This window comes from Dactylosporangium sucinum (assembly GCF_014647515.1).
Taxonomy (GTDB): Bacteria; Actinomycetota; Actinomycetes; order Mycobacteriales; family Micromonosporaceae; genus Dactylosporangium; species Dactylosporangium sucinum.
The window spans coordinates 22,233-43,886 of the sequence record NZ_BMPI01000021.1 but is presented as its reverse complement, the minus strand read 5'-3'; the positions used below and the strand labels follow the sequence as shown (position 1 = coordinate 43,886).

18 protein-coding genes and 1 pseudogene are annotated in these 21,654 nt (G+C 74.1%); 11 read left to right on the top strand and 8 right to left on the bottom strand.

The window, feature by feature from the left end; all coding sequences use genetic code 11:
* Together IEZ31_RS22060 and IEZ31_RS22055 are read left to right on the top strand one after the other, a co-directional pair.
* A pseudogene (locus tag IEZ31_RS22060) lies at positions 1–402 on the top strand (DUF6319 family protein); the annotation flags it as partial.
* 689 nt (positions 403–1,091) lie between these two features.
* Positions 1,092–1,820 carry a lysophospholipid acyltransferase family protein gene (locus IEZ31_RS22055; RefSeq protein ID WP_190251926.1) on the top strand — a complete coding sequence of 243 codons (729 nt, stop codon included), beginning with the start codon at positions 1,092–1,094 and terminating at the stop codon, positions 1,818–1,820.
* Positions 1,821–1,869: 49 nt separating this feature from the next.
* Here the strand turns inward: IEZ31_RS22055 and IEZ31_RS22050 are convergent, their stop codons facing one another.
* From IEZ31_RS22050 to IEZ31_RS22025, 6 genes are all read right to left on the bottom strand, one after another.
* Positions 1,870–3,030, bottom strand: coding sequence for an RNA polymerase sigma factor (locus IEZ31_RS22050; protein WP_190251823.1), 1,161 nt, complete (start codon positions 3,028–3,030; stop codon positions 1,870–1,872).
* Entirely contained in the window at positions 3,027–3,434 is a 408-nt protein-coding gene (locus IEZ31_RS22045; protein ID WP_190251822.1) for a YciI family protein, read from the bottom strand. Before IEZ31_RS22045 ends, IEZ31_RS22050 begins: the two co-directional genes overlap by 4 nt.
* A gap of 100 nt (positions 3,435–3,534) precedes the next feature.
* Positions 3,535–4,032, bottom strand: a complete 498-nt coding sequence (locus IEZ31_RS22040) for a pyridoxamine 5'-phosphate oxidase family protein (protein ID WP_190251821.1) — start codon at positions 4,030–4,032, stop codon at positions 3,535–3,537.
* A gap of 98 nt (positions 4,033–4,130) precedes the next feature.
* Positions 4,131–5,309 (bottom strand): erythromycin esterase family protein, encoded by a 1,179-nt coding sequence (locus tag IEZ31_RS22035; protein WP_190251820.1) that lies wholly within the window; start codon positions 5,307–5,309, stop codon positions 4,131–4,133.
* 85 nt (positions 5,310–5,394) lie between these two features.
* Positions 5,395–5,946 (bottom strand): LuxR family transcriptional regulator, encoded by a 552-nt coding sequence (locus IEZ31_RS22030; RefSeq protein ID WP_190251819.1) that lies wholly within the window; start codon positions 5,944–5,946, stop codon positions 5,395–5,397.
* A 91-nt stretch (positions 5,947–6,037) separates the two neighbouring features.
* Positions 6,038–8,578 carry a LuxR C-terminal-related transcriptional regulator gene (locus IEZ31_RS22025; RefSeq protein ID WP_229835728.1) on the bottom strand — a complete coding sequence of 847 codons (2,541 nt, stop codon included), beginning with the start codon at positions 8,576–8,578 and terminating at the stop codon, positions 6,038–6,040.
* A gap of 272 nt (positions 8,579–8,850) precedes the next feature.
* Between IEZ31_RS22025 and IEZ31_RS22020 the strand changes: the two genes are divergently transcribed.
* The 4 genes from IEZ31_RS22020 (at position 8,851) to IEZ31_RS22005 (ending at position 13,862) form a co-directional block, all read left to right on the top strand.
* On the top strand, positions 8,851–10,365 hold the full coding sequence (locus IEZ31_RS22020) for a dynamin family protein (RefSeq protein ID WP_190251817.1): 1,515 nt from the start codon (positions 8,851–8,853) through the stop codon (positions 10,363–10,365).
* 64 nt (positions 10,366–10,429) lie between these two features.
* Positions 10,430–11,248 (top strand): nucleotide exchange factor GrpE, encoded by an 819-nt coding sequence (locus tag IEZ31_RS22015; RefSeq protein WP_229835727.1) that lies wholly within the window; start codon positions 10,430–10,432, stop codon positions 11,246–11,248.
* Positions 11,245–13,161, top strand: coding sequence for a dynamin family protein (locus IEZ31_RS22010; protein ID WP_190251816.1), 1,917 nt, complete (start codon positions 11,245–11,247; stop codon positions 13,159–13,161). Before IEZ31_RS22015 ends, IEZ31_RS22010 begins: the two co-directional genes overlap by 4 nt.
* A gap of 14 nt (positions 13,162–13,175) precedes the next feature.
* Positions 13,176–13,862 (top strand): hypothetical protein, encoded by a 687-nt coding sequence (locus IEZ31_RS22005; protein WP_190251815.1) that lies wholly within the window; start codon positions 13,176–13,178, stop codon positions 13,860–13,862.
* A 55-nt stretch (positions 13,863–13,917) separates the two neighbouring features.
* Here the strand turns inward: IEZ31_RS22005 and IEZ31_RS22000 are convergent, their stop codons facing one another.
* Positions 13,918–15,468, bottom strand: a complete 1,551-nt coding sequence (locus IEZ31_RS22000) for an Hsp70 family protein (protein ID WP_229835726.1) — start codon at positions 15,466–15,468, stop codon at positions 13,918–13,920.
* A gap of 105 nt (positions 15,469–15,573) precedes the next feature.
* Here IEZ31_RS22000 and IEZ31_RS21995 point away from each other — a divergent pair, with 105 nt between their 5' ends.
* Positions 15,574–16,338, top strand: coding sequence for a glycerophosphodiester phosphodiesterase family protein (locus tag IEZ31_RS21995; protein ID WP_229835725.1), 765 nt, complete (start codon positions 15,574–15,576; stop codon positions 16,336–16,338).
* A 26-nt stretch (positions 16,339–16,364) separates the two neighbouring features.
* Positions 16,365–17,741 (top strand): MFS transporter, encoded by a 1,377-nt coding sequence (locus IEZ31_RS21990; protein ID WP_229835724.1) that lies wholly within the window; start codon positions 16,365–16,367, stop codon positions 17,739–17,741.
* On the opposite strand, the gene IEZ31_RS21985 is transcribed toward IEZ31_RS21990, so the two are convergent.
* Positions 17,731–18,672 (bottom strand): endonuclease/exonuclease/phosphatase family protein, encoded by a 942-nt coding sequence (locus IEZ31_RS21985; protein ID WP_190251813.1) that lies wholly within the window; start codon positions 18,670–18,672, stop codon positions 17,731–17,733. The two genes, IEZ31_RS21990 and IEZ31_RS21985, sit on opposite strands and share 11 nt — an antisense overlap.
* 59 nt (positions 18,673–18,731) lie before the next feature.
* Here IEZ31_RS21985 and IEZ31_RS21980 point away from each other — a divergent pair, with 59 nt between their 5' ends.
* Genes IEZ31_RS21980 through IEZ31_RS21970 form a run of 3 tightly spaced genes read left to right on the top strand, consistent with a single transcriptional unit; the run spans position 18,732 to position 21,635 of the window.
* Positions 18,732–19,715: a LacI family DNA-binding transcriptional regulator gene (locus tag IEZ31_RS21980; protein ID WP_190251812.1), complete on the top strand. Its 984-nt coding sequence runs from the start codon at positions 18,732–18,734 to the stop codon at positions 19,713–19,715.
* Complete coding sequence (locus IEZ31_RS21975) at positions 19,712–20,911, top strand: MFS transporter (RefSeq protein WP_190251811.1); 1,200 nt, start codon at positions 19,712–19,714, stop codon at positions 20,909–20,911. Before IEZ31_RS21980 ends, IEZ31_RS21975 begins: the two co-directional genes overlap by 4 nt.
* A gap of 49 nt (positions 20,912–20,960) precedes the next feature.
* The gene (locus IEZ31_RS21970; protein ID WP_229835743.1) at positions 20,961–21,635 is read left to right on the top strand and encodes a thymidine kinase; all 675 of its coding nucleotides are present in this window, start codon (positions 20,961–20,963) and stop codon (positions 21,633–21,635) included.
* The last annotated feature ends 19 nt before the right edge of the window (positions 21,636–21,654 follow it).

Genomic DNA, 21,654 nt, shown 5'->3' with positions numbered 1-21,654 from the left:
GCTGACGGCAAAGCTGACGGCAAAGCTGACGGCAAAGCTGACGGCAAAGCTGACGGCAAAGCTGACGGCAAAGCTGAGGTGAAGCCGGCGAAGGCGGCCCCGGCGAAGAAGGCCGCCCCGAAGGCGAAGGCCCCGGCCGGTCTGACCGTCACCCTCGCCTACGCCGACGGCGAGTGGACGGTGGCGGCGAGCCAGGGCACGAAGGCCCTCGCCAAGCCATACGTGATCAAGGCCGGCGAGGCGCTGAAGATGGTCGGGATGCTCGACGTCCCCGGCGTCCACGAGGCCGTCGAGGAGATCGTCAACGCGGCCCGCGCCGAGGCCGAGGCGGAGGCGGAGCGGCTGCGGGCCGAGCTCGCCGAGATCGAGGCCCGCCTGGCCGAGCTCCGCGACACCGAGTAGCCCGAGGCCCCGGGGCTTCCGTGGCTTTCCGGGCGGATCTCGGGGTTCCCGGCCGCGCCTGGGCGCCTGCACTGTGCGGGGCGCGGCGTCGGGACGGCACGCGCCGGGCGGGTTGGTGAGTGACCGGCCCGCTCCCCCGGCGCCTGCCGCCCCGCGGTCTCCAGCCCGTAGGAAACGAGCCGGAGACCGCGGGACCAGCCAGCGGACCGAGCAGCGGGATGGGCAGCGGGATGGGGTATCGGTCGGGGACGTGACTGCGTCGTGGCGGCCCGGCGCTACCGTTCCCGGGTCGGTTCCACCCCCGGAGCCGGCCTGAGGACCGCACAGGGCCGGCCACCGGCGACGCCGACGACACAGGCGACGGGGCACGGCGGGAACGGACGGACGTGACCGACGGCGACACACCCGCCATAGCGACAACCCGGCCGGTAGCGGAGCCGCCTGCCGTCACCGCGCCCACGTCGGGCGCCGGCCCGGCCCCCGACCCCGCGGTGGTTCCCGCCGACGCGCCGGCCCAGCCGCGAACCGAGCCGCGAACCGAGCCGCAGTCTCAGTCCGCGCCGTCGGCGGACCCGGTCGCCACCGCTGTCACCACTGCTGCCCCGGCGGCGGGCTCGGAGGTTCGCCGCGGCGCCTCGGGTCCCGTCGTGGCGGACGGGGGGTGGCGGGTGCCGTGGGTGTGGCGGGTGATGCTGCTGCTGGCGCGGGTCGTGGTCGGGGCGGTGGCGCGGCTGCGGGTCACCGGCGACGTGCCGGCCGGGCTGCGGGCCGGGCCGGTGATGTTCGCCGCGAACCACATCGGGCCGTTCGACCCGATCGCCATCACCGCCGCGTGCGGGAAGGCGCGGCTGGCGCCGCGGCTGATGGCGACCGGTGGGCTGTTCCGGGCGCCGGTCGTCGGCGGGGTCATGCGGGCGGCCGGGCACATCCGGATCAACCGGCGGCAGGCGGACGTGGCCGCGGCCGTCGACGACGTCGCGGCGGCGCTCGCGGTCGGGTCGCACGTGCTCGGGTACCCGGAAGGGCGCATCACGCTCGACCCGGGGATGTGGCCGGAGCGCGGGAAGACCGGCATGGCCCGCGTGGCGTTGCGGACCGGGGTGACGGTGGTGCCGGTCGCGCAGTGGGGTGCGCACGAGGTCGCGGCGTGGGGCGGGTTCGGGCCGACCGTGCGCACGGTGTGCCGGTCGCTGGTGCGCCGGCCCGTGGTGCGGGTCCACTTCGGTGCGCCGGTCGACCTGTCCGGCCTGGACCCGGCGGTGCCGGGTGCGGCGCAGCAGGCCACCGACCGGATCATCGACGCGATCACGGCCGAGCTGCGGGCGTTGCGTCCCGACGAGCCGCGGCTGCCCCGCTACGTCGACCCGGTCCGTCCGCTGAGCATCCAGCGCCGCCACCGCCCGCGCCCCGCCCCCTGAGGACCCGCTTCCCATCGGGCAATCACGGCCTGGGCGGTGCGGTGGTCGATCAGCCGCGCAGCTGCGCGTTGAGTCGGGCGGCCTGGCGTGTGAGATGGTCGCGTTCGGGGAGGTTCGACGCTGCCCGGGCGGCGTCGGCGTACAGGCGTGCCGCGGTCACCGGGTCGCCGGCACGTTCGTGCAGGTACGCTGCGGCGGCCGGGTGGCGGGGCAGGGTGGGGTCGAGGTCGGCCAGGGCCGCCAGACCGGCCCGCGGGCCGTCGGCCTCACCGACGGCGACGGCCCGGTTGAGCCGGGCGACGGGGCTGCCAGTCAGGCGTACCAGTTCGTCGTACCACTCGACGATCTGGACCCAGTCGGTCTCCTCGGCCGTGCGGGAGTCGGCGTGCAGCGCGGCGATGGCCGCCTGTGCCTGGAACTCGCCCAGCCGGTCGCGGGCGAGGGCCGCCTGCAGCACGTCGACGCCCTCGGCGATCAGGCGGGTGTCCCACCGGCCGCGGTCCTGTTCGGCGAGCGGTACCAGGCTGCAGTCGGGGCGGGTGCGCGCCGGGCGGCGCGCGTGGTGCAGCAGCATCAGCGCCAGCAGGCCCGCCGCCTCCTCGTGCTTGGTCATGACCGCCAGTTGGCGGGTGAGCCGGATCGCTTCGGCGGCGAGGTCGACGTTGCCGGAGTAGCCCTCGTTGAAGACGAGGTAGAGCACCCGCAGGACCGTGGTGAGGTCGCCGGGCTGGTTGAGCCGGATGCCGGACACGGTCCGTTTGGCTCGGCTGATCCGCTGGGCCATGGTCGCCTCCGGTACCAGATAGGCCTGGGCGATCTGGCGGGTGGTCAGCCCGCCGACCGCGCGGAGGGTGAGCGCGACCGCCGAGGCCGGGGTCAGGGACGGATGGGCGCACAGGAAGTACAGCTGCAGCGTGTCGTCGACGGCCGTGCCCGGTTCGGGTGGGGGTGGGGGTTCGGCGCGGGCGAGTTCCTCACGCTGCCGGCGGGAGGTGTCGGCGCGGGCGGCGTCGAGGAACTTGCGCCACGCCACGGTGATCAGCCAGCCCTGGGGGTCGCGTGGCCGATCGTGCGGCCATACACGTACCGCTTCGATCAGGGCGTCCTGTACGGCGTCCTCGGCCGCCGCGAAGTCTGCTCCGCGGCGGCCGAGGACGGCGATCACTGCGGGGGTGAGGGTCCGCAGCAGGGTCTCGTCGACCGTGGTCATTCGGTGATGGTCGGGGGTGCGGTCATGAACGGGCGGACCTCGAGCCACTCGTGGATGGGTTTGCCGCCGGCGCCGGGGGCCGCGGACAGTTCGCCCGCCAGTTCCAGCGCCCGCGCGTAGCTGTCGACGTCGATCACCATCCACCCGGCGATCAGGTCCTTGGTCTCCGCGAACGGGCCGTCGGTGACGGGTGGGCGGCCCGGGCCGTCGGAGCGGACGAAGGTGCCCTCCGGTGACAGTGCCTGGCCGTCGACGAACTCGCCGGTGGCTTCGAGCCGCGCGGCGAAGTCGTGCATGTACTGCATGTGGGCCGAGAGTTCCTCGGGCGTCCACTGGTCCATCGGCACGTCGTTGAGCGCCGCCGGCGCGCCGCGGTAGTGCTTGAGCAGCAGGTACTTGGCCATGGTGTTCTCCTTGATGCGGTACGGCCCATTCTGGCCGGGTTCACCCTGGGATGCAGCCGGGTGCGGGATCTCGACAATGCTGGTCTCGACGGGTCGGTGTTCAGGCGTGCTGGCGCTCGGCGCGCCGGCGGACGAGTTCCTCGACCGCGCTCGGCAGTGTCGTGTCGAAGTCGATGAGCTTCGCCCACGTGGGGGTGACGACGATGCGGACCATGCCGTCGTAGAGCGAGCGGACCTCCGCCTCCCACTCGACCCGCTGCTGGGGCGTCATCTGGTAGGTGCCGTTCATCGTGAGGTACTCCTGCGGGATGCCGTCGACGACGTCGAGTTCCGCGTGGCCGCGCAGGAGCAGGATCTTGGGTGGGTGCACCTCGGTGTCGATGGTGAGGGCGACGGTCGGGTGCACGCGCAGGGCGTGGAGTTTCGGGGCGTTCTTCGTCGTGCACAGCACGATCTGGGTGCCGTTCCAGGTGAACGCGATCGGGATGGTGCGGGGTGTGCCGTCCTTGGCGACGTAGGCCAGCCGTGTCAGGTCGCGGGCCAGCAGTTCCCGGCTGAGCGGCCGGTTCAGGATCTCGGTGATCTCGTCGGGTTGCATGGCTGTTCCTCCCATTGGTTGCCGGTGCTGTCTGCGGGACGGAGCGGGTGCCGTGTTCTCGACATCCCCCGGGACGTCCCGCTCCGGCCGGCGGGCGGCTAGGGCTGGGGGCAGTCCCGGATGTAGACGATGCCGTCGGTGTTGGGCAGGTGGGCGGGGTCGAGCCCGGCGTAGCCGAACCACTCCGACACCCGTGGGGTGCCGGTGAACGTGGCGGCCAGCGTGTGCGGGTCGACGAGGAACGGGTCCTGCCGGTCGAGGGTGTACAGGTGGCCCTCGACGGTGTCGGCCGGTGGGGTGCCGACGCCGTGGTGGCGGATCGTGCCCAGGGCGGTGGCCAGGAACGCGTAGCCGGTGCCGAGGCGGGCGGCGGTGAGCGCGCCGGCGCTGCACCACCGCAGGTGGTGGTCGCCCATCCGCATGCTGCTGGCGTCGCGTTGCAGGTGGCTGTTGTGGGCGTACACGAGGGTCGGGCCGCGCTCGGCGAGGGCGAGGAGGTTCTCGGCCATCATCGTGTCGCGGATGCGGACCAGGTGGTCCAGGCGGGACGGGGACGGGTCGGCCATCCAGGCGTGGTAGCGCAGCAGGCCGGTGGCGGTGCGGGCGTGCAGGCGGGCGCGGTCCCACGCGTCGCGGGACGTGGCGGCGATCAGGTGCGGGGTGTCGGCGTCGACGAGGGCGGCCAGGTCGTCGGCGATGAGGCGCAGTTCGCGGGCCTGTGGGGTGCGGCCGATCGACGTGGCCGGGTCGTACATGGTGGCCGGGTTCGTCCACGGCTCGTCGGCGCCGAGGAGGGCGTCGAGGGTGTCGGCGGTGCAGGGCAGCAGGTCGGGGTTCAGGTGGGCGGTGAGGTAGGTGTGGAGGGTGGTGAGGGCGGTGCGGGGGCTTTCGGGGCCGCTGATCTCCAGGGGGCCGTCGATGCCGGCGAAGCGGAGCCGGTCGGCCGGGTCGCGGTGCTGGTTCGACTCGCGCATCCAGCGGACCAGGTCGCGGTTGGCGGCGGAGGTGCCGAAGTTGTGGGAGAAGCCGTTGGTCATGGCGTCGTCGAGGGTGCCGGGGCCGCCGGTGACGTAGTCGTCGACGGTCAGGGCGAGCAGGCAGTCGCTCTCGACGGCGACGGTGCGGTAGCCGGCCTCGTCGATGAGGTGGCGGAACAGGTGGTTGCGGACGTCGAGCAGGAGGTCCTCGCCGTGGGTGGGTTCGCCGAGGGCGAGGACCCGCGGGTGGGTCGGCAGCAGGGACAGCACGCTGGTGGCGTCGACCGGATGGGTTCGCATTTCTTCGACCGTACCGCTGAACCGACGGGTGAGGGTTTTCCGGGAAACGCGCAGGATGGGGTGCTGGAAACCTCAAATGATGGGGTCAGGCGCCCTCGCGGCGCATGCGCAGGTATGCGAGGACGGCCTCGCGGGTGGTGCGCACGCCCAGGGCTTCGCGGGCCTCGGCGATGCGGCGGTTCGCGGTGCGCAGCGACAGGAACTCGGCCGCGGCGGCGGCGGCGATCGTCTCGCCGCCGGCCAGGCGCTCCAGCAGGGCCCGCTGCTCGGGGGCCAGTTGCAGGCCGCTCGCCGCCGGTTCGGGGGCGGTGCCGAGTTCGGCGTCGGGGTCGGTGGAGACGGGGCCGATGCGGCCCAGGTCGGCGAGCAGGGCGCGGCCGATCTCGCCGGTGGCGTCGCTGATGGCGACGATGCCGGCGCCGCGGGCGGCGGCGAGGAGGGCGAGTTCGGCGGTGTCGGCGTCGGTGACCCGGCCGAACAGGGCCAGGCGGGCGTCGGAGACGTCCCACTGCTGGTCGGTGAGGGCGAAGCCTTCCCGGGTCGTCCAGCCGGCCCGGGCGAGGCGGCGCAGGACGGTGGTGGCGTCGCCGCCGGTGGCGACGACGTAGCGGGGCGCGAGTGCCGGGTCGCCGGCCATCAGGCAACCGTCCGTCGGGTCCGGGTGGGCCGCGTCAACATGCGCCCACCATGCGATGAAGTTGCCGTCCGGCACAAGACCAGACCGTTGCTCATCCAAGTTCCTCAATGGCCAGGGCGGCGGCCTCGGTGCGGGTGCGGGCGCCGAGCTTGCGCATCCCCGAGCGGATGTGGGTCTCGACCGTCTCGCGGGAGATGCCGAGCTGCCCGGCGATGCGGCGGGTCGGTTCGCCGTTGGCGACGAGGCGCAGCACGTCACGTTCCCGGTCGGTGAGCTCGTCGCCGGCGCGGCGGCCGCGGATGTCGCGCCGGATCGAGTGGCGGCGCAGCGCCCGCCGGGCCCGGCCCAACAGTACGACCAGGCCGGCCTCCTCGGCGAGGCGTTCGGCCTCCAGCAGCGGCGGCACCGCCCGCTCCGCGGTGTCCTCGAGCAGGCCCCGGGCGAGCAGGCAGCGGACCTCCTCGCGGCGGGCGAGGGCGCGCCAGGCGGCGGCGGCCTCGGCGAAGCGGTCCGGGGACTTCCACGCCTCCAGGGTCGCGACCACCGGCGGCAGGGCCGCGTCGAGGGCGGCGTCACCGGCGGCGTCACCGGCCGGGAGGGCGTCGCCGGTGACGCCGGCGTCGTAGGCGGCCCACCGGGCGGTGATGCGGCGCAGCCCGTCGACGAGTGGCGGCGCCGGATAGTGCAGCGGGTCGGCGGACGGGGCGGTGGCCTGGTCGGGCTGGCCGTCGAGCCAGGCCGCCTCGCGGGCCACCCAGTCCAGGACGGGGCCGGTGCCGGCCGGGCGGTTCGGCAGCGCCTCCAGGCGGGCCCGGGCCGGGGCGAGCAGACCGCCGTCGGCCTCGGCGAGGGACGCGGCGGCGACGGCGTAGCCGCGGGCGAGCGCCGGCAGGGTCCGGTCGGTGAGGTCACCGGCGCGGCGGACGACCTCGTCGATCTCCTCGCCGCGCAGCGCGTCGCACCACAGCTGCGCGGCGATGAACCGGGTCTGCCAGCTGTAGGCGAGGTCGCCGGCGCAGGCGGCGGCGGCCGCGGCGGCGGCCTGGGACGCCTCGGCGAGGCGGGCGTCGGCGGTGAGGGTCTCCACCAGCAGCCACGCCGACCAGCGGGCGGCGAGCGCGTCGCCGGCCTGCCCGGCGGCGGACGCGGCCGAGGCCAGGCCGTACTCCCAGCCGGGCTGACGGGTGCCGGCGCGGACCGCGGCGACGGCGGCGCGCAGGCCCGGGTGGGTGGGTGCGTCGCCGTGGACCTTCAGCAGTTCCTCGGCGCGGGCGACGGCGCCGGCCGGGTCGGTGGTGAGCATGCTCAGCAGCCGGATGCGGTCGCGGCCGCCGAGGACGTCGGCCGGGGCGTCGTCCGGGACGGCGGCGACCGCGGCTGCGGCGGCGACCGGGTTGCCCTGCTGCAGCAGCGCCTCGCCGCGCAGGACGGCGGCGACCGGGTCGGTGGTGTCCGGGTCGATGACCCGCAGGCACGAGCCGGGCCGGCCGGCGGCGAGGGCGGCGCGGGCCGCGGCGACCCGCACCGACGCTTCGGCGTCGACGCCGGGCAGGTCGCAGGCGAGCAGCAGCAGCTCGGCCCGGTCGCCGGACGACTCGGCGGCCGCGGCGGCGCGCACGGCGACCTGGTAGGCCTCGGCGGGGGCGCCGGCGGCGGCGAGGTGCCGGGCCGCTTCCCGGGGCGGGACCAGCCCGGCGAGGCGGCGGTGCAGGGCGGCGCGTTCGGCCGGGTCGAGCAGGCCGGCGGCGACCTCCGCCGTGTACGGGGACACGGGCGCGGCCACGCCGTCGGTGAGCTCGACCAGGCCGGTCCCGGTGAGCTCGGCGAGGCCCTCGCCGAGGACGGAGGCGGTGACCGGGCGGCCGAGCAGGCCCAGCGCGGCCATCGCGGTGCGGGCCGGGCGGGTCAGGTCGGCCAGGGCGCCGGCGACGGCGTAGGCGAGGCCCTTGTCGAGATCCGTGCCGGTGTCGCGGGGTGTGCCGCCCTGCGCGACGTGCCGGGCGAGGGTCGTCACCGCCAGCGGCACGCCGCCGGCCCGGCGGACCAGGTCGGCGACGACCGTCGACGTCGCCGACGGGGCGATCTGGCGGACCAGGGCGGCGGCGGTGTCGGCCGGCATCGCCGGCATGTTCAGCCACTGGGTCGCGGTGCGGCGCAGCGCCGCCTCCGCGTCGCCGGGGAGGCGGTGCGGGGTGCGCAGAGTGACGACTATCCGACAGTGTTCGGCGATCGCGGGGAGCGCGGCCACGGTGAGCGGGTCCGCCCACTGCAGGTCGTCGATGAGCAACAAGCCGTGACGGACGCGGGAACGGACGGCCTCGGCGAGCAGCGGCGCGTCGTGTGAGGGAAGTCGCACCCGCACCGCCCGCGACAGGGCGAGGGCCGGCACGCCGCGCAGCATCGCCAGGGCGCCGCCGGCGAACACGGCCCCGCGGAACGCCTCACCGAGGCGCTTCAGGACCGTCGAACGGCCCGTGCCGGGCGCGCCGGCGATGACGACCAGACCGGGGTTACGCAGGGCATCCACGGCGGCGGCGACGAGATCGGCAGGCGGCCACGCCGCGGCACCAACCGTCGCCCGGCCGGCGGCTGCCGGGGTCGCGACGGGTTCGTCGATCGGTGCCTCGGGCACGGGTCGCCTCCATTCGTGGCACGAACATGGGATCCTGCGCGCGCAGGATATTCGTAATGTGTGTGCCGTACGTGCGTGACATGACGGTACTGATTGCACCCAGGAGCGAATAATGAGCGAGGTCCACCCCTTGGACACCCGAGGGTACGTCGGCATTGTGGCTGAACCCACCGGCCTCGCGCAGTCGGCGATCAGTCTGTCCGTCCGTGCATCAAGACCTGCTCCGACGGCCGACGGCACGGCCGCGGCGACGCAGAGCCGGAGCTGACGCCGTGGCTCCAGGACCGTTGAGCTCCCGGGTCGCCGACCTGTGCGCCGAGGTCGGTAACCGCCTCGGCGGTGCCGCCCAGGCCCAGGTGATCGACGTGCGGCGGCGGCTCGGCGAACCGCTGCGGGTGGCGATCGCCGGCCGGCTCAAGTCCGGCAAGTCGACGCTCGTCAACGCGCTCATCGGGCGGCGGGTCGCGCCGACCGAGGTCGGTGAGTGCACCCGGATCGTGACCCAGTTCCGGTACGGCACGTCCGACCGGGTCGACGTGGTGAAACGCAACGGGGCCCGGGTCAGCCTGCCCCTCGACGAGGCCGGGATGATCCCGCAGCGGCTCGGCGTCGCCCGGCACGAGGTCGCCTACGTCGACGTGACTCTCACCAGCGACCACCTGCGGGACCTGACCGTCGTCGACACCCCCGGCCTGTCGTCGGCGAACACGGCCGTGTCCGACCAGGCCCGCCGGTTCCTGTTCACCGAGGCGCCGATCGACGACGACCTCGACTCCGACTCCGCCGGGGCGCTGTCCGGCGCCGAGGCGATCATCTACGTGTTCACGCAGTCGGTCCGTGAGGACGACGTGCAGGCGCTGGAGGCGTTCCGGTCCGTGTCGGCGCGGCTGTCGTCGAACCCGATCAACTCCCTCGGCCTGTTCAACAAGGTCGACAAGCTCGCCGGCGGCGGGCAGGACCCGTGGCCGATCGTCGCGCCGCTCGCCGGTGACCAGTCGAAGGTGCTGCGGCGGGTCGTGTCGGACGTGGTGCCGGTCGTCGGTCTGCTGGCCGAGACGACCGAGGCGGGCCGGCTCACCGCCGCCGACTGTGAGGCGCTGCGGCAGCTCGCCGCGCTCCCGCAGGGCGAACGGACCGTGCTGCTCGCCTCCGTCGACCTGTTCACCACCCGCGACTGCGGCATCACCCGCGAGGCCCGGGAACGGCTGCTGCGGCTGCTGGACCTGTACGGGATCAGCTTCGCCATCGCCCAGCTGGTCGACAAGCCGACCCTCGCCACCGGTGAGCTGGTGCGGATGCTGTTCCAGGCGTCCGGGTTCCCGCGGCTGCGGCAGACCCTCGACCACGCGTTCCGGTGGCGCACCGACGCGATCAAGGCCGGGTGGGCGCTGTCGAGCCTGGAGAAGATCGCCAGCCATGCCGAGCGGCCCCACGACCGGGAACTGCTGCGCGACGCCATCGAACGGGTCCTGCAGCAGCCCGAGTCGCACCGGCTGCGGCTGCTGGAGGTCGCGCAGCTGGTCACGACCGGCGCCGTCGACCTGCCCGACCAGATGGAGGGCGAGCTGACCCGGCTGGCGCTGTCCAACGACCCCGGCTGGATCCTCAACCTGCCGCAGGCCGACCGGGACCAGATGGTCCGGGCCGCGCTGGACGCCGCGACCCGCTGGCGTGCCTACGCCGTCGCCGGGGCCAGCCCGTCCCAGTCGCGGGTCGCGCTCGTCGCGCACCGCGGCTTCTACCTGCTGTCCCAGCGCATCCGCGGCGGTCAGGCGCATGCCCGGTAGCCGCAACACAGCCCAGATGCCCACCGTGTCCCCTGTTCGTGGCCCCCACCCCCAGGAGCCGAAGATGTCCTCCAACAGCCTGCGTCTCGTCGCGGTCGCCGTCGCGCTCTTCGTCGCGGTGCTCACCGGCGCGGCGACCGGCCTGCTCAGCGGCGCGCCCGACTGCCCGGCGGTCACCGTGACCCCCGGCGCGCAAGGCGGCGGGCACAGTTCCGCACCCGCCGGTGACGGCGGCGGCGCCGCCGCGGGGGTCGGGATCGGCGACGCCATGGGCGGCAGCACCCCGAAGCAGCAGCCGGAGCAGCAGAGCACCGCCCCGGCCGGGCAGCCGCAGGCGCAGACCGTGCCTGCCTGCGACAAGCAGCAGTCGTTCGGGTTCCAGCCGGCGCTCGTCGCGTTCGCCGGTGCCCTGTTCCTCGGCGCGGCCCTGCTGCTGCTGTTGCTGCTGTCCTCCCGCAAGGCCCCCGCAGCGGCCGGCCAGACCGGCCAGGCCGGGCGGGGTGCCCCCGCCGGCGGCGGTGCGGCCGACGCGGACCGGCGGGCGCTCGTGCAGGCCTGCATCTACGTGCGGGACCGGGTCACCAGCAAGGCCCTCGGCGACCGGCTCGGCGCCGCCCTCGCCGAGGCCGGCGTCACCGTCCTCGAACCGGTCGGGGTGCGGTTCGACCCGGCCCACCACGAGGCCGGCGGCACCACCCCCGCCAGCGACCCCAGCCAGGTCGGGCAGATCTCCGCCGTGGAGGTCCCCGGCTACGTCGACCGGGACGGGCGGGTCCTGCGGGCGCCGATCGTCACCGTCTACCAGGCCCCCCGCACCGCGGGCGGGCCCACCGGCGCGCACCAGACCGTCACACAGCAACCACGTAAAGGGCAGCAGCGATGACGCAGACCTCCAACGCGGCGCCGGCCGGCGCCGGGAAGAAGCCGGCCGACGCGACCCAGGCGCTCGGGAAGCTGCTCAAGGCCGGCGTCGACGGCAGCCTCGCCTACCTGCGCAAGATCGACCCCGACGCGGCCGCGGACGTCGACACCGAACGGCGCCGTGACGTGCAGCGGCCGCGGATCGTCGTCGTCGGCGAGACGAAACGCGGCAAGAGCTCCCTGACGAACATGCTCATGGGCGTGCCGAACCTGTCCCCGGTCGACGCGGCCGTCGCGACCGCGTCGTACCTGGAGTTCACGCACAACAAGCAGCACGGCGCCCGCGCGTACATTCCCGGCCGGGAGGACCCGGTGCCGCTCGGCCTCGGCGACCTGCGCGACTGGGGCACCGTCCTGGGCCGGCTGCCCGACGGGATGCGCCCGCCCCGGCGCATCGAGGTGCACCACTCCGCGCCGCTGCTGCAGTACCTCACGCTCATCGACACCCCCGGCACCGGCGGCCTGGACTCGATGCACGCCGAGGTCGCCATGGACGCCGTGGAGAAGGCGACGGCCCTGCTGTTCGTCGTCGACTCGTCCTCGCCGTTCTCGAAGCCGGAGATGAACTTCCTCATCGAGGCCAGCAAGAAGGTCAACTTCGTGCTGTTCGCGTTGACGAAGGTCGACGCCTACCCGGGCTGGCGGACCATCCTCGCCGACAACAAGGGCCAGCTGCAGACCCACGCGCCCCGGTTCGGGTCCGCGCCGTGGTTCCCCGTCTCGGCCCGGCTCGCCGAACTGGCGATGCAGATGCCGAAGGACGCCGCCGGCGACCTGATCCGCGAGTCGCGCATCGCCGAGCTCCAGCACGCCCTCATCGACCTGGCCAGCAAGGGGCACCTGCTGCAGCAGGCCAACGTGCTGCGGTCCGTGCGTTCGGAGTACATCCGCATCGACCAGGAGGTCGGTGACCGGATGAAGGCCACCGACCCCGACCCGGCCGACGCCGAACGGGCGAAGGAGGAACGCGCCCGGGTCGCGACCCGCAAGCGGACCGAACAGCGTCAGTGGTCCCTGGCGCTGTCGACCGAGACCCAGCGGGCGAGGGTCGAGGCCACCACGCGGCTGCGTAACTACGTGACGCAGCTGCAGGAACAGTTCATGGAGAAGATCGACAAGGGTGGGCGCGGCGACATCCAGAACCTGCCCCAGGAGGTCGACAAGGCGCTGTACGCGCTGTCCGTGCGGCTGTCGCACGACCTGGAGTTCCGGTTCCGCAAGGTCGGCGAGCGGGTCCTCGCGCAGGTGTTCCACCCCAACGAGCTGCAGCACGTGCTGCGGCAGCTCAACGCGAAGCTGCGCCACGCCCTCGGCACCAAACCGCGCCGCGACGGCGGCAACGGCGACGGGGCCATGGTCGTCATGTCCTCGGCCGGTATGGCGATGATGGCCGGCCGCGGCGCGATGGCCGGCGCCGGCGCGATGGGCCTCGCCGGGATCGCCGGGGCCGGGCTCGTCATCCCCGTCATCGGCATCGGTCTCGGCCTCGCCGCCGGCGCGTACATGATCTTCAAGCGGAAGAGCATGACGGACAAGGTGCAGACCCGCACCTGGCTGCGGGAGGTCCTCGGCGAGGCCCGCGCCGCCCTGTCCGACGAGATCATGCACCGGTTCACCGACCTGCAGTACGCGCTGACCCTCGCCCTCGACGAGGCCATCGAACGGCGGCTCAAGCAGCTCGACGCGCACATCGCCGCCATCGACAAGTCCCTCGCCGAGGACAAGGCCGAACGGGCCAAGCGCAAGGCCGCGCTCAACACCGAACGGGAGGCGCTGCGCTCCCGGATCAAGCAGGTCGACGAGGTCCTCGTGCGGATCCGGGCGCTCACACCGAACGCGCCCGGCGACACCGCCGCGGACCCGGCCGAAGCGTAGGGGGTTGACACGACATGGACGGGCACTGGGAATGGTCCGACGGCGACGACGCCGACACCGCCGACCTGGGCGGTGACGGCGGCGGACCGGCCGACTTCGGCGCCGACTACGGCCACTTCGGCGACGCCGGCTTCGACCACGGCGACCTGGGGCACGACCTGGGGGGCGAGCACCACGACCTGGGGCACGACCTGGGGCACGACCTGGAGGAGCCGCTCGGCACCGAGCACGCCGCCGCGGACTACGACCACGCCGTCGAAACCGCCGTCGAAACCGCCGGCACAGACGACGCCGGGGACCCCGGCGACGCCGGCGAGCCCGAGCAGCTCCATGTCGAGGACGTCGACAGCGTCGAGACGGTGGAGGCCGCCGAGGACCCGGTGTTCGGCGTCGACCCCGACGTCGACGCCGGGGCCGACGACCCGGCGTGGCACGACGTGCCGTTCCCGGCCGAGCTGCACCTGGAGGACCCGCCCGAGCCCGTCGACGGGTTCCCGTGGACCGACGTCGACGTGATCGGCGGCCCGCAGGAGGCCGAGTTCGACCCGGCCGTCGGCCCCGGCGAGCCCGCCCAGGCGGCGGACCTCGCCGACTACGACGGCAGCGGCGTGCCCGACGGCGGCGACCCGTGGAGCCTGCTGCTCGGCTCCGAGGACCCGGCCACCAGCAGCCTCGCCACGTTCTGGGCCCCCCAGGGCTGAGCGGACAGCGAAAAAGGGCGCCCCCTTCGACCGGGGGCGCCCTTTTCGGCGTCGGCTAGAAGGCCGTCCAGAGCAGGACGACGAACAGGATCGCGACCAGGACCAGGACGACGACGATGACCGCCATCCAGTTGCGTTCCGTCGCGTCCTCCGGCTGCACCGGCGCCTGCCGCGCCGCCTGCGGCGGGAACGGTCCCGGACGCTGCGGGACGACCGGCTGCGGCACCGGGGCCGGCTGCGGGCGGTACACCGGCTGGGGCGGCGTCACCGGACGCTGCACCGGAGGCTGGACCGGTGGGCGCTGCACAGGCGCGGTCACCGGACGCTGGACCGGCGGCGGGGCCACGGGCGGGCGCTGCACGGCCGGCGACACCGGCACCCCCGACATCGGCGTCGCCGACATGGGTGTGGCCGACACCGGCGCGTGCGCGACCGGCGCCACCGGACGCTGCACCGGCGGCGGGGCCTGCACCGGCGGGCGCTGCGGCACGCCCGCCGGCCGCGGCGTGAACTGCTGCGGCGTGCCCGACGTGCGCACCGGCGCCCCCGCGACCCCGATGCACAGGGCACCCTCGACGACGACCGTCTCCGGCTGCTCCAGCGTCGTGGGGGCCACGCCGAGCTCGGTGTGGATCAGGTGCGCGGCCAGCGGGATGCGCGACGACCCGCCGACGAGGAAGATCCCGACGAGGTCCTTCGGCGACAGCCGGGCCGACTCGATCGCCCGGGACAGGCACTGCACGGTGCGCTCCAGGTGGGGCCGGACGAGGGTCTCCAACTCCTCCCGGGTCAGGTGCGCGTCGATCTCCATCGAGGGCAGGTGGATGTCGGTCGACGCGGTCCGCGACAGCATCTCCTTGGCGCCGCGGACGTCCTCGTAGAGCATGCGGCGCAGCCGCCGGTCGGAGGCGTCGGTCGGGTTCGACAGCGACGCCCACTTCTCCGCGTGGCTCGTCGAATACGTCTTGCCGAGGTGCTCCACGATCGCGTGGTCGAAGTCGAGACCGCCGACGTCGGGCAGGCCGTCCTCGGCGAGGACCTCGAACCCCGACTGGGTGCGGCGGACCACGGTCGCGTCGAACGTGCCGCCGCCCAGGTCGTAGATGGCCAGGCTGCGGCCCACCGGAACGGCGGAGCCGAGCACCGCCGTGAAGTACGACGCGGCGCCGACCGGCTCCGCGATCAGCCGCGGCGTGCCCAGGCCGGAGATGCGCGACGCCTCGGTGAGCAGCGACCGGCGCCGCTCACCCCAGCGGGCCGGGTGGGTGATGCGCACCTCCTCCGGCGCCCCGCCGAGCTGCCGCCGGGCCTCCGTGTTCACCTGCGACAACACGTGCGCGAACAGGCGCGGCACGGGCATCGAATGGTCGCCGATGAACACCTCACCGTCGTCGATGCGCCGCTTCGGGTTCGGCTCGAAGCGGGCCGGGTCGAGCCGAGCGTTGCGCTCGGCGTCCCGGCCGACGAGGACCTTCCCGTCGGCGTTGAAATACAGGGAAGAGGGCAGCAAAGGAGAACCGTCGAACAACAACGGCCGCATCCGCGCGTCCTGGCGGATCATCGCGACCGTGTTCGACGTGCCGAAGTCGATGCCGAGCACGCGCATGTGCGTCACCCTACCTTTGCCGTTCCACGCTTTGCGTCGGCCGTCAAGCCTGCCGTAACCCGCCGTTGCCCCAACTTGCCCGAAGATCACTGCATACTGGCCGACGTGAAGCGTGACGTCCCCTACCTCGACCAGCCAGGACCGCTGGGCTTCGCCCACCGTGGCGGTGCGGCGGCCGGTGACGAGAACACGACAGCGGCGTTCGCCCGTGCGGTCGAGCTCGGCTACCGGTACATCGAGACGGACACGCACGCCACCGCCGACGGGGTCGCGGTCGTGTTCCACGATGACACGCTCAGGCGGCTCCTGGGACGTCCGGGTCGGATGATCGACTTACGGTGGGCGGACCTGGCGAGCGAACGGGTCGGGGGTGCCGCCGCGGTGCCGCGGCTCGACGAGGTCCTGGAGGCCTGGCCGCAGACCCGGTTCAACATCGACGCCAAGACCGACGCCGCCGCCGGGCCCACCGTCGACGTGGTGCGCCGCGCCGGCGCCGAGGACCGGGTGCTGCTCGCCTCGTTCTCCTCCGCCCGGCTGGCCCGGATGCGGGCGGCGGCCGGGCCGCGGGTGGCGACGTCGCTGGGGATGAGCGAGGTCGCGCGGCTCTGGCTGGCGTCGAAGGCCGGGAGGGCGGTGCGGCTGCCGGACAGTGTCGTGGCGATCCAGATTCCCCCGCGGTACGGCAGGATCCCGCTGGCGACGCCGCGCTTCGTCGGCTACGCCCACCGGCTTGGGCTGCAGGTGCACCTGTGGACCATCGACGACGCCACGCAGATCGAGCACTTCCTCGACCTCGGTGTTGATGGCATCATGACCGATCACATCGAGGTGTTGCGTGACGTGTACGTGCGGCGCGGCATCTGGACCTGACCCCGCCGTCCCTGGAAGAGGCAGCCGTGTCCACGTCCACAGTGGAGGAAGAGCAGCTCAGCACCCGCCGTGAGAGGGTCGGCTGGTACTTCTACGACTGGGCGAACTCGGCGTTCTCGACCACGGTCGTGACCGTCTTCCTCGGCCCGTACCTGACGTCGATCGCGGAGAAGGCCGCCGGCTGCGACGGCGACGCCTGCGACGACGCCGTCATCCGGCCGCTCGGCATCGCGATCGCCCCCGGGTCACTGTTCCCGTACGCGGTGTCACTGTCGGTGTTCCTCACCGTGTTCGTGCTGCCCGTCGTCGGCGCCGTCGCCGACCGTTCGGCGCGCAAGAAGGAGCTCCTGGCGCTGTTCGCCTACATCGGGGCGGGCGCGACGGCGGCGATGCTGTTCCTGACCGGCGACCGGTACCTGCTCGGCGCCGGGCTGTTCCTGATCGCGAACATCTCGATGGGCGCGTCCGTCGTCGTGTACAACTCGTTCCTGCCGCAGCTGGCGAACGAGGAGGACCGCGACCGGGTGTCGAGCTTCGGGTGGGCGTTCGGGTACCTCGGCGGCGGGCTGCTGCTGCTCGTCAACGTCGTCGCCGTGCTCATGAAGGACTCGCTGGGGATGACGACCGGCGAGGTCGCGCGGTACAGCATCGTCTCGGCCGGCCTGTGGTGGGCCGGGTTCACGACCATCCCGCTGCTGCGGCTGCGCAACCGGCCCGTCGTCGTCGACCCGGCGGTCGGCGCCGGGACCGGGTCGGTGCTCACCGACGGGTTCCGGCAGCTGTGGCACACGTTGAAGAGCCTCAAGGCGTTCCCGCTGACGCTGTTCTTCCTCGTCGCCTACCTCGTGTACAACGACGGCATCCAGACCGTGATCGCCCTGGCCAGCCAGTACGGGACCCAGGAACTCGGGCTGTCCGACGACGTGCTGGTCCCGACGATCCTCATGGTGCAGTTCCTGGCGTTCGCGGGGGCGCTGCTGCTGGGCTGGATGGCCAGGCGGATCGGCGCGTGGAAGACGCTGCTGCTCAGCCTCGTGCTGTGGACCGTGATCATCGTCATCGCGTACTTCCTGCCCGGCGGTCAGGCGGTGCCGTTCGTCGCGCTCGGCGGCGGTATCGGCCTGGTCCTCGGCGGCAGCCAGGCCCTGTCGCGGTCGCTGTTCTCGCAGCTCATCCCGAAGGGCAAGGAGGGCGAGTACTTCGGCCTCTACGAGATCTCCGACAAGGGCACCAGCTGGCTCGGGCCGCTGCTGTTCGGGCTGGCCTACGACACCACCCGCAGCTACCGGGTGGCGATCATCTCGCTGCTGGTGTTCTTCGTCGTCGGGTTCTTCGCGCTGCTGGCCGTGCCGATCCGCCGGGCGATCGAGCAGGCCGGCAACACCCCGCCGGTCAAGCTGTAGGCAGGGCCAGCTCGGCGACGACGGCGCGGTGGTCGCTGCCGGGGACCGGCCGCACGGCGACGTCCCGCACGCCGATGCGCCGGTCGACGAGGACGTGGTCGAGGGTCACCGCGAGCAGGTGCAGCGGCCGCGGCACGATCGCGAACGGCCACGTGGGGACGAGGCCGCGGCCCCGCTCGGCGGCCGCGTCGCGGTAGCCGCGGCGCAGCAGCCGCCGCAGCGGGCCGTGGTCGAGGGTGGCGTTGAAGTCGCCGAGCAGCACCCGCAGCGGGCCGTCGCCGGCGGCCGGCTGGTCCGCGAGGTCCCGGGCCCAGCATCCGGTGCCGCCGGAGTGCGGGGCGCACGGGTGGGCCGACTCGACCACGACCGGCCCGGCGCCCGGCACCAGCACCGTCGCCCGGACCTGCTGGATACCGCTCGGGCAGCGGCGCACCACCGGCTCGCCGTCGAGCGGGTGGCGGCTGAACAGCGCCGTCCCCCGCCCGCGGGGTGCCGGGTGCAGGGCCCGGAACGGCAGCAGCCCGTCGGCGCCGGCCCGGTCGAACGCCTCCAGGTCCGACGTGTTCGCCTCCTGCAGGGCGAGGACGTCGACGTCGTCGGTCTTGGCCTGTTCGAGCAGCGCCGCCATGTCGCCGCGTTCCCACAGCACGTTCGCGGTCATCACCCGCAGCCGCTGCCCGCCGGCGGGCAGCGGCCTGGGCACCGTCCGCGGGACGACGACGGCGGCCAGCACCAGCCCGGCCCCGGCGGTCACGGCGGCCGGGGCGGGGTCGGTGAACGCGGCGACGGCGCCCGCGGCCAGGGCCCCGCCGGCCGCGTAGGGCGTGAACGCCATCAGCTGCACGAGGGGTGTGCCCCGCTCGAGTCCGGACAGCCGCACGAGCGTGAACGCCGTGACCAGGACCGCCAACACCCACCACACCCACGTCATGGTCGAAAAGGTACCCGCCGCTTCTCGTGAGAGCGCTCTCGCGCGTATTGTTCCCGAGCGTGAACAGGTCAAAGCCGACCATCGAGGACGTCGCCCGGGTCGCCGGGGTGTCCCGGGCGACGGTCTCCCGGGTGATCAACAACGTGCCCGGCGCTTCCGAGCCGCTGCGGGCCAGGGTGCACGAGGCCGTCACGGCACTGGGCTACCTGCCCAACCAGACCGCCCGGGCCCTCGCCTCCGGCCGGCCGCGGGCCCTGGACCTGGTCGCCGTCAAGTTCACCCCGGAGAGCGGCTGGCTCGGCACCGACCCCTACTACAGCCGCGTCCTGGCCGGCGTGCTGTCGGTCCTGGAGGGCCAGGACGTCCACTTGCGCCTGCACGCCGTCGGCTCGGGCGAGGCCATCGACGCGATCGCCGCCGACGCCACCGTCGGGGCGGTGCTGACCAACGTCCCGCCCGACCTCGCCGCCCGCTTCCACCGCCGCTGCCGGCGCGTCGTGTCGGTCGTCGCGACCGCACCGGCGGTCCCGGCCGTCGAGGCCGACAACGTCGGCGGCGCGCAGGCCGCGGTCGAGCACCTGTACCGCCTCGGCCGCCGCCGCGTCGCCGCGATCCACGGCCCCGACGCCACCACCTGCGCCGCCGACCGCCGCGCCGGCTACGAGCGGGCCGTGCGCACGCTCGGCCTCGACGACCTCGGCATCCCCGGCGGCGAGTTCCTCCGCGAGGACGGCCACGCCGCCGCCCGCCGCCTCCTCGCCCGCCACCCCGACGTCGACGCCGTCTTCGTGGCCTGCGACGTGATGGCCGCCGGCGCCGTCCAGGCCCTCACCGAGACCGGCCGGCGCGTCCCGCAGGACGTCAGCGTCGTCGGCTTCGACGACAGCCTCGCCGCCGTCTGCTCCAACCCGCCGCTGACCACGATGCGGGTCCCGGTCGAGGAGATGGCGGCCGAGGCGACCCGCCTGCTGCTCAACGAGGGCACCCTCCCGGTCGGCTACCGCGAGCGGTTCCCGGTCACCCTGGTCCAGCGCAGCTCATGACGAGCATCACCACCGCCGCCCGCGCCACCTACGTGGTGTTCGCCGCCTGCGGGTTCCTGCTGGCCAGCTGGGTCGCCCGGATCCCGCAGCTGCGCGACCACCTGCACCTGACCCCGGCCGCGCTCGGCTGGGTCCTGCTCGGCGCCGCCGCCGGGTCGCTGCTGTCCCGGCCCCTGTCCGGGCCGATCCTGGCCCGCCACGGCCAGCGGCGCACCGTCGCCGCGACCGGCGCCCTCGCCGGCGCCGGCCTGTTCGTCACCGGCCTCAGCGACGTGACCGGCCTCGGCGACGTCACCGGGCGGTGGGTGCTCGTCGCCGGGCTGCTCGCGATCGGGTTCACCGTCTCCGTGTGGGACGTCGCGATGAACGTCCAGGGCGCCGAGGTCGAGCGGCGGATCGGCCGCTCCGTCATGCCCCGCTTCCACGCCGCGTTCGCCGCCGGCACCGTCGTCGGCGCCGGGCTCGCCGCCGGCCTCGTCGCGCTGCACGTGCCGGTCACCGCCCACCTCGGCGCCGTCGCGCTCGTCGTGGCCGTGGCCGTGCCGCTCGCCGCCCGCGACTACCTGCCCGAACAGCCGCGCGGGGACGCGCCGCCCCCGGCGAGCGGCCGCGCCTGGCGGGAACCGCGGACCGTCCTCATCGGGCTGTTCGTGCTCGCGTTCGCGTTCGCCGAGGGCGCCGCCGGCGACTGGATCGGCGTCGCGCTCATCGACGGGCACGGCGCGACCGCCGCGCTCGGCAGCCTCGGCTACGCCGTCTACCTGGCCGCCACCACCGCCACCCGCTGGTTCGGGGCCGTGCTGCTCGACCGGTACGGCCGCGTCGCGGTCCTGCGCACCCTCGGCGCGGTCACGATCGGCGGGCTGCTGCTGTTCGTGTTCGGGCCGAACCTGCCCGTCGCGCTGGCCGGCGCCGCGCTGTGGGGCGTCGGCACCGCCTTCGGCTACCCCGTCGGGATGAGCGCCGGCGCCGACGACCCGGCCCACGCCGCCGCCCGCGTCACCGTCATCTCCACGCTGGGCAAGCTGGCGTCGTTCGCCGGGCCGCCGCTCATCGGCATGGTCGGCGACCACGTCACCGTCCTGCGGGCGCTGCTCGTCGTCGCCGCGTTGCAGGTGGTGGCGGTGCTCGTCGCGGGCGCCACCCGGCCGCTGCGGGCGCCCGAGGCCGTCGCAGCGCCGGCGGAGGTGGGCTGAAGTAGGCTTCGCCGTCGTGACCCCAACCGACTCCGACCCCGACTCCTGCGTGGCCGCCGGCGACAGCCGGCTGCGGCGCGGTGGCTCGCTGAAGTTCTTCTACGGGCCGATGGACTGCGGCAAATCCACCCTTGCGCTGCAGATGGACTACAACCACGCCCGGCAGGGCCGGCACGGGCTGGTGTTGACCACCATCGACCGGGCCGGGCCCGGGCGGCTGAGCACCCGCATCGGGCTGGGCAAGGAGGCGGTCGAGGTCGACACCGGGCTCGACCTGCGGCTGCTCGTGCGGGACCGGTGGGCGCGCGGGATCCGGGTCGACTACCTCATCTGCGACGAGGCGAGCTTCTACACCGTCGCGCAGATCGAGCAGCTCGCCGACCTCGTCGACACCTCCGACGTCGACGTGTACGCGTTCGGGCTGGCCACCGACTTCCGCACCAGCCTCTTCCCGGCCGCGCAGCGGCTGTTCGAGCTGGCCGACGAGGTGACCCGGGTCCAGGTCGAGGTGCTGTGCTGGTGCGGGCGGCCCGGCCTGCTCAACGCCCGCATCGTCGACGGCGCCATCGCCCGCGAGGGTGACCAGGTCGTCATCGGCGACACCGACGACAGCGACGACGACACCCCCGCCGACGTGCGCTACCAGGTGCTGTGCCGGCGCCACCACCGCACCGGGGACCTCGGGCCGGCCGCCCGCACCGGCGGGCAGCTCCGCCTCGTGTAAGCCTTCGTTCGAGCGTCCC